This window comes from Pontibacter litorisediminis (assembly GCF_029360645.1).
In the GTDB taxonomy this organism is placed as follows: domain Bacteria; phylum Bacteroidota; class Bacteroidia; order Cytophagales; family Hymenobacteraceae; genus Pontibacter; species Pontibacter litorisediminis.
This window is the reverse complement of the sequence record NZ_JARDUA010000002.1, coordinates 464,414-481,434: the sequence shown is the minus strand read 5'-3', so window position 1 is coordinate 481,434 and position 17,021 is coordinate 464,414. Positions and strand designations below refer to the sequence as shown.

Annotated in this window: 10 protein-coding genes; 9 read left to right on the top strand and 1 reads right to left on the bottom strand. The window is 55.1% G+C overall.

Annotated features, from left to right (window positions below):
• Positions 1-3 precede the first annotated feature (3 nt).
• Complete coding sequence (locus PXG97_RS08235) at positions 4-5,865, bottom strand: Ig-like domain-containing protein (protein WP_276497276.1); 5,862 nt, start codon at positions 5,863-5,865, stop codon at positions 4-6.
• Positions 5,866-6,902: 1,037 nt separating this feature from the next.
• Here PXG97_RS08235 and PXG97_RS08230 point away from each other — a divergent pair.
• The 9 genes from PXG97_RS08230 to lhgO all read left to right on the top strand — a co-directional run bounded on the left by PXG97_RS08230 (position 6,903) and on the right by lhgO (position 16,977).
• On the top strand, positions 6,903-8,297 hold the full coding sequence (locus PXG97_RS08230; protein WP_276497275.1) for an undecaprenyl-phosphate glucose phosphotransferase: 1,395 nt from the start codon (positions 6,903-6,905) through the stop codon (positions 8,295-8,297).
• Positions 8,287-9,108 (top strand): WecB/TagA/CpsF family glycosyltransferase, encoded by an 822-nt coding sequence (locus PXG97_RS08225; protein ID WP_276497274.1) that lies wholly within the window; start codon positions 8,287-8,289, stop codon positions 9,106-9,108. The genes PXG97_RS08230 and PXG97_RS08225 overlap by 11 nt, the downstream gene beginning before the upstream one ends.
• Positions 9,109-9,503: 395 nt before the next feature.
• Positions 9,504-10,307, top strand: coding sequence for a glucose-1-phosphate cytidylyltransferase (gene rfbF / locus PXG97_RS08220; protein ID WP_276497273.1), 804 nt, complete (start codon positions 9,504-9,506; stop codon positions 10,305-10,307).
• Positions 10,308-10,364: 57 nt separating this feature from the next.
• On the top strand, positions 10,365-11,450 hold the full coding sequence (locus PXG97_RS08215) for an NAD-dependent epimerase/dehydratase family protein (RefSeq protein WP_276497272.1): 1,086 nt from the start codon (positions 10,365-10,367) through the stop codon (positions 11,448-11,450).
• An 8-nt stretch (positions 11,451-11,458) separates the two neighbouring features.
• Complete coding sequence (rfbC, locus tag PXG97_RS08210; protein WP_276497271.1) at positions 11,459-12,022, top strand: dTDP-4-dehydrorhamnose 3,5-epimerase; 564 nt, start codon at positions 11,459-11,461, stop codon at positions 12,020-12,022.
• A gap of 45 nt (positions 12,023-12,067) precedes the next feature.
• Complete coding sequence (locus PXG97_RS08205) at positions 12,068-13,426, top strand: NAD(P)H-dependent oxidoreductase (RefSeq protein ID WP_276497270.1); 1,359 nt, start codon at positions 12,068-12,070, stop codon at positions 13,424-13,426.
• A 77-nt stretch (positions 13,427-13,503) separates the two neighbouring features.
• Positions 13,504-14,280, top strand: a complete 777-nt coding sequence (locus PXG97_RS08200; protein WP_276497269.1) for a nucleotidyltransferase family protein — start codon at positions 13,504-13,506, stop codon at positions 14,278-14,280.
• 18 nt (positions 14,281-14,298) lie between these two features.
• Positions 14,299-15,516, top strand: coding sequence for a glycosyltransferase family 4 protein (locus PXG97_RS08195; protein ID WP_276497268.1), 1,218 nt, complete (start codon positions 14,299-14,301; stop codon positions 15,514-15,516).
• Positions 15,517-15,753: 237 nt separating this feature from the next.
• Positions 15,754-16,977, top strand: coding sequence for an L-2-hydroxyglutarate oxidase (gene lhgO / locus PXG97_RS08190; protein ID WP_276497267.1), 1,224 nt, complete (start codon positions 15,754-15,756; stop codon positions 16,975-16,977).
• Positions 16,978-17,021 lie beyond the last annotated feature (44 nt).

Below are 17,021 nucleotides of genomic sequence, written 5' to 3'. Positions count from 1 at the left end.
AGCTTATTTAACAAGGGTCACACTGCCGGTTAATGGCTTTTCGTTCTGATCCAATTTTATGATGTAGTAATAAGTGGCCATAGGCAGCGGACTTCCGTTCTGGCGGCCGTCCCAAGGTTGCTTGTACCCTTCGGAGCTGAACACCAGGCTGCCCCACTGGTTAAACACCTGCACCTTGCAATTGCTGTACTTGTCGATGTTCTCGATCACCCAGGTGTCGTTGATGCCATCCTGGTTCGGTGTGAACGTGTTCGGGATATCTACAAACGGCAGCACGACCACCACCACCTCATCGGTGAAAGTACAGCCGCCCTCTGTGGTGGCCGTTACGGTGTAAGCCGTGGTTTGCTCCGGCGTTACGCTTGGGTTGGCGATGTTTGGGTTATCCATACCTTCGGCCGGGGACCAGCTGTAAGTAAGGCCGCCCCTGGCCTGCAGCTGGGTGCCTCGGCCTTTCACGATCGTCACGTCCGGCCCTGCACTCAGCTCCGGCTCCGTTACCTTCACGGTTACAGCCAGGCGCTTGCTGGCGCAGCTCTGCACCTCCTGCACATAGTAGGTGGTGGTATGGAGCAGCGCCGGTGTTTTAAAGGTGCTGCCTGTGGCAAGCGGTGTGCCGCCCGCCGCGCTGGCATACCACTCCAGCCTGCCGCCTTTGCCTTTTGCGCTGAGGGTCGTGCTCAGGCCGGCGCAGATGCTGGCCCCCTGCGCCACCGGCATGTCCGGCAGCGGCGTTACCCTAACCTCTACCGCATTGCTGGTAAGGGAGCCGCAAGAGGCGGATGTTACCACACGGCGGAACCAGGTGTTCTCGGTGAGCGGGTACGGCGTGTAATCTTTTCTGTCGTTCTGTCCAGGGGCCGGGGTATAAATACCATCGCGGGCGTTGCTTTGCTCCCACAGGTAGGCTGGGCTGCCGCTGCCGCCAGCCGGCTGAGAGCCAGCCAGGGTGGCCGGGGCCTCGCCGGAGCAGACCGTCTGCGTACCCGACAGCACCGCGTTGTTGCTTAGCTCCGGCTTCACTGTGATCAGGATTGGGTTGCTGATGTCGGTGTAGGCACCGGAGGTGGTCACACGGCGGAACCAGGTATCCTGGCTAACCGGGCCAGGCTGGAAGCTTTGCGCATCATTAGGGGAACCGTTATAGCCTTGTGCCGTCACGAAGCCGGTTTTATCGCCTTTGGTGCTGCTCTCCCAGCGGTAGTTAAAGTTGCCTTCGCCGCCTCTTGGCAGCTCACCCTCTAGCCTTGCCGGCACACTGCCGATACAGATCGTCTGGTCTGATTTGATGACGTTGTTGGCGATCTCCCCAATCACGGTGATCTTCACTACATTGGAGGTCACCTCGCAGCCACCGGACAGCACCACGCGGCGGTACCAGGTGTCTTTGTACAACCCTCTCGGGAAGGTGTAGTCGGCACCTTGGTTGTTGCCTTCGGCCGGATCAAAGTTTACCTCATCCGTGCTGAACTCCCAGCGGTAGCTGTACTTGCCGTTGCCTCCTTTTATAGGCGCTGTGTTCAAGCCTGTAAGCGTGGCTGGCTTAGTGCCCGCATAAATGCTCTGCGAGGCCTTGATGTTGTAATTCTCAATGGCTGGGTTCACCGTTACCTTTACCGGCTCAGAGAAGCTGGTGCAACCGCCGGAGGTAACCTTGCGGCGGAACAGCGTGGTTCTGCTTAGGCTCTGTGGCTGGTAGCTGCCGTCGGCGCGGTTATTCTGGCCCGGTGCCGGCATAAAGTTAGGGTCGCCCTCCAGCTTATATTCCCAGGTATAAGTATACTTGCCTGCTTCGCCACCTGTGGTAGGGGTGAGGCTGGTGAGCAGGGTAGGAGTGCCACCCTGGCAAACCTCCTGGTCGCCTGCGATCAGGTTCAGGAGCTTAGGGTTAACCGTCACCGTTACCGGGTCGCTGGTGCTCACGGTGCAGGAGCCGGATTGTACTACCCTTCTGAAAGCAGTTGTCTCGGTCAGGTTCTGGGCTGTCCAGTCTTTGCTGTTGGTGCCGCGGCTGTTCGGGATTTCCCGGTACTCGCCACCTGCCGTTTTAGACTCCCAGTAGAACGTATAGCTGCCTGCGCCGTAGCCGCCTTCCGGTGTTTGCCCGGTTAGGGTGGCGGCATCGCCCTCGCATATTGTTTGTGTACCCGTAATCAGGTTTCTGCTGATTGGAGGCACCACACGCACCATAAGGATGTTGCTGGTTACCGTTTGGCAGGTACCGGAGCGCACCACACGCTTATACCAGGTGTTGCCAGTAAGTGGTATGGGTGGCTGGTAGCTGGCCGTGTTGCTGTTGGCTATCTCTTCAAAGTTGATGTTGTCCGAGCTCACATACCAAGTATACCTATAAGGCTCCGCGCCGCCCGCCACTACACCCTGAATTGCTTCCGGTATCTGGCCGTGGCAGATGGTTGGCACATCGCGCAGCTCGTTTTTGGTGATAGCCGGGATTACGTTTACCCGCACCGCCTCAGACTCCAGGGCGCAGCCATCCGAATATACCACGCGCACAAACCAGGTTGGCAGCGCCAGCCCGTCCTGCGACTGGTATACTTTGCCGGTGGCGTTCGGAATGTTGGTGAAGGAGGTGCCGTTCAGGCTGCTCATCCACTGGTAGGTGTAAGTGCCCGCACCGCTGCCACCTGTTGGCTCTGAGCCTGTGATGCTAAATGGCGCCGCCTCACATACTACTTCCGGGGCGGTGATGGTGTTCTTGTCAAGTATTGGATTTACCCTTACCTGCACCTGTGTACGTGGGCCCGCGCAGTTTCCGACCACTGCCTCTGCAAAGAACACTGTGCTTTGCGCTACGGTTGGTTCGTATACTTTACCGCCTTCCTGTACCAGCAGGTTGCCGCTGGCGTCGTACCAGTTATACTTGCTGGCCGGGCCTTGTGCCACTAAAGTAGCCTTGCCCGCTCCGCAGATGATGACAGGAGCCACCACAGGCGCTGCGATTTCCGGACGCACGATCACGGTAACGCGGGTGCGCGGGCCGGCGCACTGGTTCTCGCCAACATGCTCGGCGTAGAAATCAGTGGTTTTGGTCAGCTTGCCCGTTTCAAAACCTGTTCCGGCAGAGGTAGTGGCCAGCAATTTGCCGCCGTTGAGCTGGTCGTACCAGTTCACGGTGCCGGCGCTCACTTCTGCCTGCAGCGTGGTGGAGGTGTTAAAGCAGATGTCTTTTACGCCCGTAACAGCCGGAGCTGTCGGTAGCGGCTTCACCGTCACAGTCATCTCGTCTGTGGTGAAGCAGGTGCCGGTGTACACTGTATACGTTAAGGTATAGGTACCTGCCTCAGAAGGGGTGAAGGTGCCATCTTCAGACACATACCGGGAGCCGCTCCACTTGCCACCCACCGGGCTGGCGCCAAGTATAAATTTGCCTTCGTTCAGGCAGACCTCCGCTAGCTGCTGCTTTACCGCTGCCTGCGCCACGTCTGTTACGTGCACCGTCATCTGGTCGGAGTTGGTGCAGCCTTTGGCATCCGTGTAAGTATACGTCAGGGTATAGGAGCCCTTGCCGTTCGGGATGAAGGTGCCTTCAGCGCTTACGTGCTCTCCGCTCCACGCACCTCCTGCCGGACTGGCCTGCAGCTGCAGTGGGGTAGGGTCGTCGCAGACGGTAAGGTCCGGGCCGGCATTTACCTCCGGCAGCGGGTTAACGGTTACCGTTACGGTAGCCGTGCTGCTACAGCCGGTGGCGCTGTTGTAGCCGGTAACAGTATACGTAGTGGTTTCCAGAGGCGAGGCTGATACCTCCGCTCCTGTAGTAGTGCTTAAGCCAGTAGCTGGTGCCCAGGTGTAGGTATCGGCACCGCTGGCAGCAAGTATGGCAGAGCCCTGGCCCTGGCAGATCTCCTGTGCCGTGGCAGTTACTTTTACCTCCGGCAGCGGGTTTACCTCCACGGTGAAGGTAGTGGTGCTCGAACAGCCGGTTGCAGTGTTGGTGCCGGTAACCGTATAGGTGGTCGTCTCGGTCGGGTTTGCTGTAACAGTGCTACCGGTGGTGGCGCTCAAACCGGCGGCCGGTGACCAGGTGTAGGTGTCGGCGCCATCCACCGAAAGAGTGGTGCTGCCACCGATGCAAAGGGCCGGTTCGGTAGAGGTCACCTTCAGCTCCGGCAGCGGGTTAATGATAACCTGCTGCGTAGCTGCTTCAGAGCTGCCGCACTCATTGGTAGCCACCACGCTTACTGTGTAAGTGCCCGCCTGGGTGAAGTTTATACTTGGGTAGGCCGACCCTGCGTCGGTTCCGTTCCCGAACGTAGCGGCACCCAGCCCCGACACAGACCAGGTGTACTGGCTGATCGTGCCTTGCTGTGCGTCATAGTTTGGCGTGTGCGCAGCGTTTTCCGCGGTAAAGGCAATGGTTTGCGGGCCGCAGTATACTTGCTGGGCTGGCAGCTGCACCTGCGGCTTGTCTTTGATGGTGATGGTTGTTTCCTTCAGTGTGGTCTGGCAGCTGTTGCTGGCCGTCAGGGAAATGGTGTAGGTGCCGGACTTGTTAAACTGAAGGGCGGCGTCTCTGGATGTGGCGTTCGTACCCTGCGCAAACTCCCAGCCTTCAGCTGGGCTTACGCGCCAGGTATAGCTCGCCTCCGGGCCGGTAGAGGTGTTAGTGGCCGCGAAAATGGCAGGGGCACAGGTGTCGTCGCCGCTCAGGGTGAAATCGGCAACCGGTGGTTCTTCTATAACAACAACCTTATTTACAGTGCTGGAAGTACATTTCGTGTTAAGGCCCGTCGGTGTGGCCGTCATCTGAATCGTGTAAGTGCCCGGCTGGGTGAATTTTACCGACGGGCTCTTAGTCTTGCTGTTGCCGGAGGTATACTCCCAGCCCTGTGCCGGAGAAATCTCCCAGTCTACGATATAACTACCGGCGTTGGTGCCGTTGCTGGCATTGGCGTTGAAACCCTCAATGGTTTTGTCCGTCAGCTTGATGGCCGTGTTCAGGCAGGCTTTGCCGATGGCGAAGTCCGCGATTGGCCCTTTAGACACCTTTATACCACCGACTGTGGCGGGCGTGGTGCCGCAGGGGTTGGTGGCGGTGGCGGTCAGGGTAAAGGCACGGCCTGGCTTGCTCATGGAGGATTCCGTGAAGGTATGCTCAATGGTGGCAGGCAGGTTGGCATGCGAGAACACCATCTGGGCCGAACCGTCGTCGAACTGGAAAGTATAAACTGTTTGGGGCGAGTTGTTTTTTACGATCTCCTTATCAATGTCGAAGATAAAGGTAGCAGGGGCGCAGTCGTTGGTGTTACCGCGGCTGGAGATACCTAGGCTGGGGTTACTGCCGATGAACACGCGCTCCTCGTGGGTGTTTTTGCAGCCGTGCGCGTCATATGCTGTTACACGCAGGCTAAATGAGCCCCCTGATCTGTAGGTGTGGGTGGCTGTCTCAAACTCGGGTCCCAGGCTGGTCGTGTTGCCGTCGCCCCAGTTTATCTCGTAGCGGGTGTTGGTTGCCTTGGTCTTGGAGGCGTTCTCTATGGTGAGCTCAAACGTGGCTGTGTTACCGGCGTAGCTGCAGGAGGTAAAGAAAGTGAGCGGGTCCACTACGGTGGCATCAGGGCCATCTGCGATCATGACCTCTTCTGAGCTGGCCTCACAGCCATCAGCTTGTGTGGTTTTAACAGAGTAAGCTCCAGGGGTAGAGATGGTTATGGTCTGTGTGGTAGCCCCGGTAGACCAGAGGTACGACTCGGCTTCGCTGGCCGAAAGTACAACCTGGCCGGTGGCGCAAAGGCTGCCGGAGGCGGTGATGGTAGGGGTACAGGTTTGGGCGTAAGCTATGTTTGGGAAGGCAATAGTAAGCTGCAGCAGTAGCAGACATAAAATGCCCCAGGCAGGTGAACGCATATACTTTGGCTGTAAATATTCTTTATAAAGTTCTGCTTTTAAATACTACATCTGTTTTTAAGCTCTCTGAGGGTCAGGGGCATGCCTCTGGTTGATGCATCCGTACACCACCTCAAAGTCCTCCTAAAAAGGCTGTATACCTGTCCCTGCACTGCTGATGAAAGTATAAAGTATAAATCCAAAAGAGAGGTAGTGCAGGTACAATAGGTGTAAGTGCATTTGGGGCGGCTAAAGTTCAATTAACGACAGCTTTTTTTGTGAAAAATTAGCCAGTGAAGAAACCCTTTGGCTAAGGCTTCGTATAAAGCCGATTTTTCAATCTTCCACTAGGAAGTAGCTCAGAAGGCCATGGAGGCAAGAAAACCTGGCGGCCTGTTTGCCATAGCCTATCAACGAGTGATAACATACCCCCGAGTTTTACCCACTGCAGCTACCAATATTAACAAAAGCCTATAGTGGCAGCCTAAAAAAGATTGAATTTCCCTTGAGCAGAGGCGAAACGCTAAATTGATAGGTTTTTATTGAAATAATTATATTTATCAGAAATTTATACTTGTTCTGATCTGGAGCGGCCATTGCTTTTGCTTTGGTTTATTTTCCCGCCTTTGATATTGGGTAAGTTATAAACAGGTGAAGCTGAGCGTTTCGCCATCTTTTTCAATTAGCTTACTTTAGGTGGGGTAAATAGCTTAAAGAGCTTATTTTGAATATATAGATATTTGGATTATAGTATATTATTAAATTATTCTTTTTTAATAGAACTTGGTAAAATCATAAACCTTCCGTTTGTGGCAACCGTATTTCCCACTAAACACACAAGACCAATAGCTGCAGCTTTGATGCTCCAGTTTCTAAGATAAAAAATCAGGCCTCAGCAGTGGGGGCTATGATTATCCGGAGACGCCGGAGACGCTTAACGACTGTTGTAAGTATAAAAGCACAGCAAGTAGACCTGGAAAGGCGATTTGTGAAGATGGTATGTGTAAGGCAGTGTTTAGATAGACGTTTACTTATGACCCCAAAAAGTACTCAACCAAATGAATAAATATAGACATTACTATAGCTTTAACAGAGTTCTTCTGTTATTTCTAGATGTTACCCTCATCGCTTTCGCATTCAAGCTGTCGAACCTGATCCGTTATGGCAGCCTTGAGCTCGACCACCAATACAATATCTTCTTCGTGCTTTTTGCCCTGGTGTGGTGGATCGTGTCCGGCTTCTCCAACTTTGTGGTTCGGCTGGATAGCTTCCTTCCGGTCGATAAGCGCCTTGGCAACCTGATCAATGTCTTTGTGATGCATGCGCTTATTCTGGCAAGCTGTATCGTTATCTTTAACCTGGAGGAGCTGTCTCGTCTGCTGCTGCTGTACACCTACCTGTCTACGGCGCTGCTGATCGGCGTTAGCCGGCTGATCATGTTTCAGGTGAACCGTTACTTCACCAACTCCGACATGGCGCACACTCGCTATGTGATCGTTGGAACAGGGGCCGCCGCCGCCTCGCTGCATCAGACGCTGAGCAACAACGACGAGATCGGAACCAAGTTCATGGGCTTCTTTGATAACGAGGCAGACCTGGACAGCCTGTACAGCGACCAGGTAATGGGCAACATCGAGGATCTGAAGGACTACTGCCTGCAGCACAGCATCGACGAGATTTACTATACCAAGCCGCTTACTGACTCTGCGCAGATAGACGAGCTCACGGAGTATGCCAACGACAACTTTATCTACCTGCGTCTTGTGCCTGATTTTAGCGCCATCGTGAAGAAGGACGTGAATGTGTACTTCTACCACAACATCCCGATGCTGAGCGTGCGTAACGAGCCGCTGGAGCTAGCCTCCAACCGTGTGGTAAAGCGTATCTTCGACGTGATGTTCTCCCTGGCCGTCATCCTGCTGATATTCCCGGTGCTGTTCCCGATCATCGCCCTGCTCATCAAACTGGAGTCTAAGGGACCAATCTTCTTTAAGCAGCTGCGCCCGGGTAAAAAGAACAGGCTGTTCGTCTGCTACAAGTTCAGGACGATGCGCGTGAACAACAACACGGAGCTGCAGGCAACCAAGAACGACCCACGCATTACCCGCTTCGGTGCCTTTATGCGCAAGACAAGCCTGGATGAGCTGCCGCAGTTCTTTAACGTACTCTTAGGCGACATGTCTGTGGTTGGGCCGCGCCCGAACCTGGTGTCGCAGCTGGACCAGTACTCCAAGGTAATCTCCAAGTATAAGATGCGCCACTTCGTTACCCCGGGCATTACGGGTTACGCACAGGTTAGCGGCTACCGCGGCGAGACCAAGGAGGTGCACCTGATGGAAAAGCGCGTGGAGTATGACGTGATGTACATGGCCAACTGGAGCTTTATGATGGACATGAAGATTATTTTCCTCACCGTATGGAACATGATTAAAGGCGAAAAGAATGCTTACTAATACGACCTTACAAGAACAACCCCTTGCTACCGAGCCACCACTTAAAGAGAAGCGTCAGCTTCTCGGCTCCCTTATCTCGGCAGGCTCTTTCAATGATTTCGTGAACCACGTTTTCTGGCTCACCGACCACAAGGAATCCTCTTACGTGTGCTTTGCCAACGTGCACATGCTCATGGAGGCCAAGCAGGACAAGGAGTTTCAGAACCTGCTCAACAACGCAGACATCGCCTCGCCGGATGGCGGGCCGCTGTCTAAACTGATGAAGCTGCTCTACGGCAAACACCAGGACCGCGTGCCGGGTATGGACCTGATGCCGCGCCTGCTGCAGGAGGCCGAGAAAAGAGGCAAGTCCGTCTTCTTCTACGGCTCCACCGACCAGGTGCTGGAGGCGGTGGTGGCGCGCACCAAAGTCGATTTGCCTGCACTGCGCGTGGCAGGCTATTACTCGCCGCCGTTCCGCAAACTCACCCACATCGAGGATACCGCCATCACCAACATGATCAACGACTCCGGTGCCGACCTGGTGTTTGTGGCGCTCGGGTGCCCGAAGCAGGAACGCTGGATGGCCGACCACAAAGGGCAGGTAAAGGCTTGTATGCTGGGCGTGGGCCAAGCCTATATGACTTACGCCGGCCTGGAGAAGCGCCTGCCGAAGTGGGCCCGTGACCTGAGCCTGGAGTGGACGTACCGTCTGTGGCAGGAGCCAGGCAGGCTGTGGAAACGCTACCTGGTTACCAACACTAAGTTTTTGTATGAGGTTGCCAAGATGATGTTCTTTAAAAAGAACAAACGCATGCAACTCTCCAGGTAGTACGGAAGTATAAAGCCACATGCTCAGAGGCAGGATGAGATGGAGACAGATAATAGAGCACCAATATCGCCAAAAACAGGCTTATAGCTGCTACCGCCGTGCAGTAGTGCAATTTTACAGCAAGGTAAGGTGCGCGCGGAAAAGGGCGCAGACGCTGCAGCTGTCCACCAGACACGACGGCTTTACCCGCTACACAGGCATCAAAACGGCTCATGCCAGCAACCATTCCTAACCTATGCAAATCAACCAAGCCTGCCACAATCAGAAAAACTCAATTTATATAAATCCAAATATAGAAATCTCCGTATCAATAGAAGGCTTGTCTGCCTGAGATAGTGCAAAAATCTCCGGGATACGCCCTGATCAATGTTTTACCCTACAACCCTTTATAAATCATGAAAGCAGTTATACTGGCCGGTGGCTATGGTACCAGAATAAGTGAAGAAAGTGGCGTGCGCCCAAAGCCTATGGTCGAAATCGGAGGCAAACCGATCCTATGGCACATCATGAAGATCTACTCCCACTACAATATCAATGAGTTTGTAATCTGCTGCGGTTACAAAGGCCATATCATCAAAGAGTACTTCGCCAACTATTGCCTTTATAACTCGGATGTAACCTTCGACATGCGCAAAAACGGCATGGAGGTGCACAAGAATCACACGGAGTCGTGGAAAGTGACGCTGGTGAATACCGGCGAGGGCACCATGACAGGCGGCCGCCTGAAACGCGTGAAAGACTATGTGGGCGCCGAGACGTTCTGCCTGACCTACGGTGACGGCGTGAGCGACGTGAACATTGGCGAGGCTATTGAGTACCATAAGGCGCAGGGCACCAAAGCTACCCTTACCGCAGTGCAGCAGCCTGGCCGTTTCGGAGCCTTCACCCTTTCTTCAGAGGCTACCAAAGTGCCACAGTTCAAAGAGAAGCCAACCGGCGGCGACATGCCCTGGATCAATGGTGGCTTCTTTGTGCTGGAGCCAAGTGTGTTTGATTATATAGAGAATGACAGTACAATTTGGGAGCGTGGCCCGCTGGAGACCCTGGCCGAGGAGGGGGAGCTTTCTGCTTACCGCCACCGCGGCTTCTGGCAGCCAATGGATACCCTGCGCGACAAGCATGTGCTCGAGGAGCTGTGGCAAAGCGGCAAAGCACCTTGGAACGTGTGGCACAAGATGCTTTCCGGCGTTGTAAACTAAGGCTTTATTCCCTGTCAAGAACCCAACCCCTTTTCTTACTATATACACTTCGTAAAAATGAAAATACTGATAACCGGAAACATGGGCTATGTTGGTCCTGGCGTGGTAGAGCGCCTGCGCGCCGCACACCCCGAAGCTACCCTCGTGGGCTACGACATGGCCTACTTTGCCAACTGCCTTACCAACGCGCCTGTACTTCCTGAGAGCCGCCTAGATGTGCAACTCTACGGTGATGTTCGCACCATGCCCGCCGAAGTGCTGGATGGCGTGGATGCCGTTGTGCACCTAGCCGCCATCTCCAACGACCCTATGGGCAAGAAGTATGAGGACATCACGATGGAGGTGAACTATAAATCAAGCGTGCGCATCGCCGAGATGGCTAAGGCCGCCGGTGTGAAGAATTTCGTGTTTGCCTCCAGCTGCAGCATGTACGGTGCCGCCTCCGAGCAGGCTAAAACAGAGGACTCCGAGCTTAACCCCCTTACCGCCTACGCCCGCTCTAAGGTGGCGACCGAGAAAGACCTGAAGCCACTGGCTGGCGACGGCTTTATCGTGACTTGCCTGCGCTTTGCCACCGCCTGCGGCATGAGCGACCGCCTGCGTTTGGACCTGGTGCTGAACGACTTTGTGGCTGGTGCCGTGGCCACAGGCAAGATCAATATCCTGAGCGACGGTACGCCTTGGCGTCCGCTGATCCACGTAAAGGACATGGCGCGCGCCATCGAGTGGGCTGTTACCCGCCAGCCATCTAACGGCGGTGAGTACCTGGCCGTGAACACGGGCTCCAATGAATGGAACTACCAGGTGTACGAGCTGGCGAACGCCGTATCAGAGCTGATTCCAGGAGTGGACGTGACCGTGAACAAAGACGCGGCTCCTGACAAGCGCTCCTACCGTGTAAACTTCGACCTGTACAAGCAGCTGGCGCCGGATCACCAGCCACAGTATACCCTTCGTCAGGCAATCGAGGGGCTGCACGAAGGGCTTCAGTCTATGGAGTTTAAGGACGGCGATTTCCGCAACTCGCTCTTGATGCGCCTGATGGTGCTCAACAGCCTGCAGGAGACAAACCGCCTGAACGAGCAGCTGCAGTGGCAGCGAAACAGCGCCAAAGTGCCGGAAACCGAGTTACAAACAGCATAACCCAGCTTATGATATTCACAGAGACCAAGCTCAAAGGAGCCTACATCATCGACGTAAAACGCATAGAGGACGAACGCGGGTTCTTCGGACGTTCCTTCTGCCAGAAGGAGTTTGAGGAGTACGGCCTGACAAACGATATCCGCCAGACCAACGTCTCCTATAACAAGAAAAAAGGGACCCTGCGCGGCATGCACATGCAGCTGGCCCCCAACGAGGAGACCAAGTTAGTACGCTGCACCCGTGGCGCCATCTACGATGTGATCATCGACATGCGCCCTGACTCTGAAACATACAAGCAGTGGATCGGGGTGGAGCTGACGGCGGATAACTACCGCATGCTGTTCGTGCCGGAAGGCTTTGCCCACGGCTTCATCACGCTGGAGGATAACACCGACGTTACTTATCAGGTAACAGAGTTCTACACACCCGGCGCAGAGAAAGGAGTACGCTGGAACGACCCAGCCTTCAACATCCAATGGCCGATAGAGCCGGTGGTGATTTCAGATAAAGACCAGGCGCACCCGGATTTTGTGGAGGAGCAGCCAATCAACAAAGGAAAGCTGCTGGTGTAAAACCGGCAGCTTTTGCTTATTCAAACCTAAAATTTATACTTCAATATGATACTAGTAGATACAGCCCTGGCCAAACGCCAGGCTGAAGGCAACCCAGTGCGTGTGGCCATGGTTGGAGCCGGCTTTATGGGCCGTGGCATTGCCTTGCAAATCTGTAAATATACCCAGGGGATGGAGCTTGTAGCCATCTCTAACCGCACCATCGGCAAAGCGAAGCAGGCCTACAGCCAGGCAGAGGTGGAGGACGTGCAGGAGGTGTCGTCGCTGGCAGAGCTGGAGGAGAACATCCGCCAGGGCAAGTACAGCGTGACCGAGGATGCCATGCTGCTGTGTGAGGCAGAAGGCATTGACGCCGTGATCGAGGTGACCGGCGCTGTGGAGTTCGGCACCAACGTTGCCATCAAAGCGATACAGAACAGCAAGCACATCATCATGATGAACGCCGAGGTAGACGGTACGATAGGTCCGATTCTGAAGGTATACGCCGATAAAGCCGGTGTGGTGTTCACCAATGCCGACGGCGACCAGCCGGGCGTGACCATGAACCTGTACCGCTTCGTAAAAGGCCTGGGTGTAAAGCCCGTGCTGTGCGGCAACATCAAAGGTTTGCACGACCCTTACCGCAACCCGACTACGCAGGAGGGCTTTGCCAAGAAGTGGGGGCAGCAGCCATCTATGGTGACTTCCTTTGCGGACGGTAGCAAGATTTCGTTTGAGCAGGCCATTATCGCCAACGGCACAGGCATGCGCGTAGCCAAGCGCGGCATGCATGGCCCAACAGTAGCCAGCGGTACCTCCCTCAAAGACTGTGTACACAACCTCTACCCGCTGGAAGACCTGACGGAGGGGCCGGGCATCGTGGATTATGTGGTTGGCGCTGAGCCGGGCCCGGGCGTGTTCGTGTTGGGAACGCACGACAACCCGATTCAGCAGCATTACCTGAACCTGTACAAACTGGGTGAAGGCCCGCTGTACTTGTTCTACACGCCATACCACTTGTGCCATTTTGAGGTACCCAACACGGTGGCCCGCGCGGTACTGTTCAACGATGCAGCTCTGACGCCAATGGGTGCACCGCAGGTAGAGGTCGTGACGGCCGCAAAGATCGACTTGAAGGCCGGCAGTGTGCTGGACGGCATCGGGCACTACATGACCTACGGCTTGTGCGAGAACGCGGACACGACCGCCGCAGAAAGGCTGTTACCGATCGGGGTGGCAGAGGGTTGTGTGCTGAAGCGCGATATCCCAAAAGACCAGGTAATTACGTATGATGATGTGGTGATGCCGGAAGGCCGCCTGGTAGATCAGCTCCGCATGGAGCAAGCGGCCTACTTCGCAGCCAAAGATGACGCCGAGAGAAACAGCGTGCTGAAGCAACTGAACAAGAAAGAAGCTTCTGTTTAAAACGTTATTTCCTGAACTAAACCATAAAATGTCGCGCATCGCAAACCACAGGTAGCGGTGCGCGCTTTTTTGTAAGCATGAAGGAAACAGATGTAGTGGGTATTCTGCCGGCCGCGGGGCTAGGTTCCAGGCTTTCGCCCCTGCCGTGCAGCAAAGAGCTGTTCCCGGTGGGTTTTGAGGCGCACCCGGAGCATGGCAGTCAACACCCCAAGGTCGTGTCGCAGTACCTGCTGGAGCACATGCGGCGGGCCGGGGCCAGGCAAGTATACTTTATACTTCGCAAGGGCAAGTGGGACATCCCTGACTACTATGGCGACGGCAGCCAGTTGGGGCTGCAGCTGGCCTACCTCATCATGCAGAAGCCTTATGGCAGTCCCTTCTCTGTAGACCAGGCCTATCCTTTTGTGCGGCGGCAGCGGGTGGTGTTCGGCTTCCCCGATATTCTTTTTGAGCCGGAGAACGCCTTTGAGCGGCTGCTACAGCGGAAGGAGCAGACCGGCGCCGATGTGGTGCTCGGCTGCTTTAACGTACCCTACCCGCACAAGTGGGACATGGTGGAACTGCAGGAAAGCGGGGAGGTGAAAACCATACTTCCCAAGCCTGCCACATCAGACCTGCGCCACGGTTGGGCCATTGCCTGCTGGGGGCCGCGCTTCACTGAGTTCATGCACACGCACCTGCTGCAGGTGGAGGAGCAGCTGTATACTTCCGGCAGGGAGCTGAGCGTGGGGGAGGTGGTGCAGGCGGCCATTCATGCGGGGCTGCTGGTGCAGAGCGAGGTGTTCGAGAACGGCACCAGCCTGGATGTGGGCACTCCCGAAGACCTGCAGCAGGCAATCCGTACCCTATCCTGATTAGAGATCATACTTCTTATGCGCATACTTCAGATCCACAATTTTTACAAGCAGGCGGGCGGCGAGGACACTGTTTTTGAGCAGGAGGCACAGTTGCTGCGGGCGCACGGGCACACGGTGGAGCAGCTCACCTTCTCAAACAACAACGTTACAAGTATAACAGATAAACTGCAGGCGGCGCTGGGGGTAGTGTATAACCCGCAGAGCGCAAACAGCATCGGTAAAAGTATAAAGGCGTTTAAGCCGGATGTGGTGCACGTGCACAACTTTTTCCCGTTGGTGTCGCCGGGGGTATTTTGGGTGTGCCACAAGTATAACGTACCCGTGGTGATGACCCTGCACAATTACCGGCTGGTGTGCCCGAGCGCTGTGCTGTACTATGACGGCAAGGTGCAGTTGGAGAACGTGCAGCAGACTTTTCCTGTAAAATCTATCCTGAAAGGTGTGTACCGTGGCTCCAGAGTAGAGACAGCCTCGGTGGTGCTGGCCACCGGCGTGCACAAACTGCTGGGTACCTGGCGCGATAAGGTGAGCAAGTTTATCGCCCTTACGCCTGGCGCTGCCGAACTTTTCCAGAACTCATCCCTCCGCCTAAGGCGGGAGCAGGTAAGGATAAAGCCTAACTTTACAGCTGACCCAGGCATGGGTGCGGCTATCCGGGAGGATTACTTTTTATACTTAGGCAGGCTCACGGAGGAGAAAGGTATCCGGACATTGCTCGAGGCGCATGGCCGCAAACCTTTTCCGCTGAGGATCATTGGTACAGGCCCGCTGCAGGGGCTGGTGGAAGCCTACGCTGCCAAGAATCCCAAAGTGGAGTACCAGGGATTTCGGCAGCGGGAGGAGGCCATGGCGCAACTAAAACAGGCACGTGCGCTGATCTTTCCGTCGGAGTGGCTGGAGACCTTTGGGATGACGGCTGTGGAGGCCTTTGCCACCGGCACGCCGGTAATTGCCTCCAAGATTGGCGGTGGGGCCCATATTGTACAGCACCAGCAAAACGGGCTGCATTACACCCCCGGCGATGCGCAGGAACTGGCCAGGCAGGTCGAGCTGCTGCAGACGTTGCCCGATTTGGCCAGAAAGCTGGGACACAACGCCCGCGAAAGCTACGAGCAACTGTACACGCCGGAGGCAAACTACCTTGAGCTGCTGTCTATCTACGAAGACGCCATACAGCCTGCAAAGCAGCAGGCTACTGCCACCGAAAGGCTGCAAACACTTCCTGCTCGTTAGCTGGCGCATTTTGCCTTCGCCCCTTTTACCCGCCTCAGGCTAGTGTAAAGCGGTGGCAACACCAAGAATCGAAAGAAGGAAGGTGAAAGGGCGAACGCCGATCAGTTGAAATACCTTAATATGAAGCAGACCCTATATAGAATTCTTCGTATAAGCTCTAAGATTCTTATGGAGGAATGCTGCCTGCCTCGGCAGGATAAAGCAACAAGTAAAGTATAAAGATAAAGTCACAAGAGCATGTCAATCAAAAAATACGATACCATTGTTATTGGAGCAGGTTTGGTGGGCCTTTCCGTAGTATACCACCTAAAACGCAGGAACCCCGACAGCAAAGTCCTGCTGATAGAGAAAGAGAAAGGTGTAGCCAAGCACCAGTCGGGCAACAACAGTGGCGTGATACACAGCGGCATCTACTATGCCCCGGGTAGCCTGAAGGCCAAAAACTGCATAGCCGGCTATAACTCCATACTAGAATTTGCCGAGGAGCACGCCATACCGTACGAGCTCTGCGGGAAGATCATTGTGGCCACCACGCCGGCAGAGGTTACCAAGCTAAAGGAAATTCATGAGCGGGGTATCCGTAACGGTTTGAAAAACCTGCGGGAGCTGAACTCGCTGGAGGAGATACAGGAAATCGAGCCGCATTGCACGGGTATCCGGGGCATCCATGTGCCACAGACCGGCATTATCGACTACCCGAAGATGGCGGAAACGCTGCTGGACCTCTACCAGAACAAGTATGGGGGAGAGGCTGTGTTCGGCGAGAAGGTGATCAACATACACTCCCAAGGAAATACCGTGCATGTGGAGACAGACAAACACATGTACGCCGCCGACAACATGGTGAGCTGCGCCGGCCTGTTCTCAGACAGGGTGGCCAGCATGACGGAGAAGGAAAACGACCTGCGCATCATCCCATTTAGAGGGGAGTACTACAAGCTGAGCAAAGAAAAGGAGCACCTGGTAAAAACACTGATCTATCCGGTGCCGGACCCAAGCTTCCCGTTCCTGGGGGTGCATTTTACCCGCATGATACACGGCGGCGTGGAGGCCGGGCCAAATGCCGTGCTGGCCTTTAAGCGGGAAGGGTACAAGTTCCAGGACCTCAACCTGGCCGACATGAAAGATACGCTGAGTTGGCCTGGCTTCTGGAAAATCGTGGCTAAGTATGGCCAAACGGGAGTAGGGGAGATGTACCGGTCACTGTCTAAGGCGGCCTTTACGAAAGCGCTGCAGAAACTGATACCGGAAGTGCAGGAAAGCGACCTGGTGCCGGGCGGTGCGGGCGTAAGGGCGCAGGCCTGCGACCGGAACGGAAAGCTTATAGACGACTTCAACATCCTGAAGAGCAACAACATCGTGCACGTCCGCAATGCGCCATCGCCGGCGGCGACGTCCTCACTGGCCATAGGTAATTATATTGTAAATGAGCTGGTTGGTGAGAAATCCGCAGTGATTTAGACCCCTCAGCCACCAAAACGGCGCGGCCTTTATACGTTGAAGTA